The sequence below is a fragment of the Psychrobacter sp. genome, from assembly GCF_036731945.1.
Classification (GTDB): domain Bacteria; phylum Pseudomonadota; class Gammaproteobacteria; order Pseudomonadales; family Moraxellaceae; genus Psychrobacter.
The window spans coordinates 64930-66927 of the sequence record NZ_DAINDI010000006.1 but is presented as its reverse complement, the minus strand read 5'-3'; the positions used below and the strand labels follow the sequence as shown (position 1 = coordinate 66927).

At 43.7% G+C, this 1998-nt stretch carries 4 protein-coding genes; 3 read left to right on the top strand and 1 reads right to left on the bottom strand.

Features of this window, described 5'->3' with window-relative positions:
- Positions 1 to 310: SsrA-binding protein SmpB (gene smpB / locus V7D75_RS02395; RefSeq protein ID WP_333613254.1), on the bottom strand; the 310-nt coding region annotated here is incomplete at its 3' end.
- Positions 311 to 557: 247 nt separating this feature from the next.
- On the opposite strand from smpB, the gene coaD reads away from it, so the two are divergent.
- The 3 genes from coaD to V7D75_RS02380 form a co-directional block, all read left to right on the top strand.
- Entirely contained in the window at positions 558 to 1067 is a 510-nt protein-coding gene (gene coaD / locus V7D75_RS02390) for a pantetheine-phosphate adenylyltransferase (protein ID WP_201590451.1), read from the top strand.
- A 122-nt stretch (positions 1068 to 1189) separates the two neighbouring features.
- Positions 1190 to 1438, top strand: a complete 249-nt coding sequence (locus V7D75_RS02385) for a YfhL family 4Fe-4S dicluster ferredoxin (protein WP_068405886.1) — start codon at positions 1190 to 1192, stop codon at positions 1436 to 1438.
- A gap of 3 nt (positions 1439 to 1441) precedes the next feature.
- Positions 1442 to 1998: aminotransferase class III-fold pyridoxal phosphate-dependent enzyme (locus V7D75_RS02380; RefSeq protein WP_333613260.1), on the top strand; the 557-nt coding region annotated here is incomplete at its 3' end.

The following is a 1998-nucleotide window of genomic DNA, read 5'->3' as shown; positions in this document are numbered from 1 at the left end:
GATTGACCGCGCCCATGAGTTTTTCGATTTCGCGGCGATTGAGCAGCAGCTTACGGGTGCGGATGCTATCAGGGCTGACGTGCGTTGAGCTTGAAAGCAGCGGCTGAATATGGGCGCCAAACAAGAACGCCTCATTATTACGAAAAATAATATACGCTTCGGTAATCGTCATTTTACCAGCACGAATGGCCTTCACTTCCCAGCCTTGTAACGATAAACCTGCCTCAAAGGTCTCTTCAATAAAATACTCGTGACGAGCCTTTTTATTGGCACAGATTTGATTGTCAGGTTTTTTTGATTTTTTTGACATAATTTCTCCAAAAGGACTTCAAACTACATAGTTTGTATAAATTGTCCTTGTCTAACTGTTCCTCATTCTAACCCTTAAATGTAGACTTCTTTTGCCTATTAAGAGCGATGAGTCGAACCGACTATTGTAGCAAAGCGCACAGCGAAAAGGTAAATCGGCTGTTAGGACAAATGTAGCAGATAAGTAGGAAGTTTGAGCAAAATTTGCTAGCATATGGGTCATTATCATTAACCATATTAGCCCTGTTATGAGCCCTTCTGCTACTTCTTCAAAATTGCATACCAAAATTTTATACCCGGGTACCTTTGACCCGATTACCAACGGTCATGTCGACTTGGTTAAACGCGCGGCTAAATTGTTCGATGAGGTCGTCATCGCGGTGGCCTCTGGTCATCATAAAAAACCATTGTTCGATTTTGAGGAGCGCGTACATTTGGTCGAGACGGTATTTACGGATTTGCCGCAAGTGTCGGTGATTGGTTTTGAAGGCTTGCTGGTCGATTTTATGCGCGAAAAAAACGCCACGGCGGTCTTGCGTGGTCTGCGAGCGATGTCAGACTTTGAATATGAGTTTCAGCTGGCCAATATGAACCGCGAGCTTGATGAGAATTTTGAAGCGGTATTTTTAACCCCGTCGCAAAATTACTCGTTTATCTCATCGACTATGATTCGTGAAATTGCCAAACTTGGCGGCGATGTGACAAAATTTGTGCCACCTTGCGTCTCAGAAGCTTTTATAAAAAAACTGAGCAGCTAACATTTAGTGAAACAATTACTAAGTTAAGCTTTAATGATGAGTTGGTGGTTTAATATTAAGCATAATCGTAAACCACTGACGTACTCATTTATTATCAACTGCTAGCAAATAAGGAGCAGTTTATGGCGTTATTAATTACCGATGAATGCATCAATTGTGATGTCTGCGAGCCTGCTTGCCCAAATGAAGCCATCTCAGAGGGCGATGATATTTATGTTATCGACCCGGATTTATGTACAGAGTGTGTCGGTCATTTTGATGAGCCGCAATGCGTGGTCATCTGTCCTGTCGACTGTATCCCGCATGACCCAAACCACGTCGAAACCCAAAGCGATTTATTGGCAAAATACAAACGCATTACTGGCAAATAAAAAATGAAGAGACCTGACCGCTCAACGAGTAGCCTTTTAATCAACGATTTCGACCAACAGCACCTTTGGCATCCTTATGCCAGCTTACCACCCACCTATCCAAATATCGTTATTGACCATGCCGAAGGTATTTATATTATCACGAAAGATGGCACGCGCCTGATTGACGGCATGTCGTCATGGTGGGCAAGCGTTCATGGCTATAATCATCCAGTGCTCAATGCAGCGATGATTGAACAGTTAGGTAAGATGGCGCATGTGATGTTTGGCGGCTTGACCCATCAGCCAGCGATAGATTTAGGCAAAAAATTATTATCGATTGTCCCTGATGGTCTTGAGGCGATATTTTATGCTGATAGCGGCAGCATTGCAGTCGAAGTGGCGCTAAAAATGGCGCTGCAGTATCAAATCGCGGTTGGACGTACTGATAAAAACCAATTTGCCTCGACCCATTCCGGCTACTATGGCGATACTTGGCATGCCATGAGTATTTGCGATCCTGTCAATGGCATGCACAGCTTGTATGGCAAACAGTTACCTTTGCAGCATTTTGTCCTTGC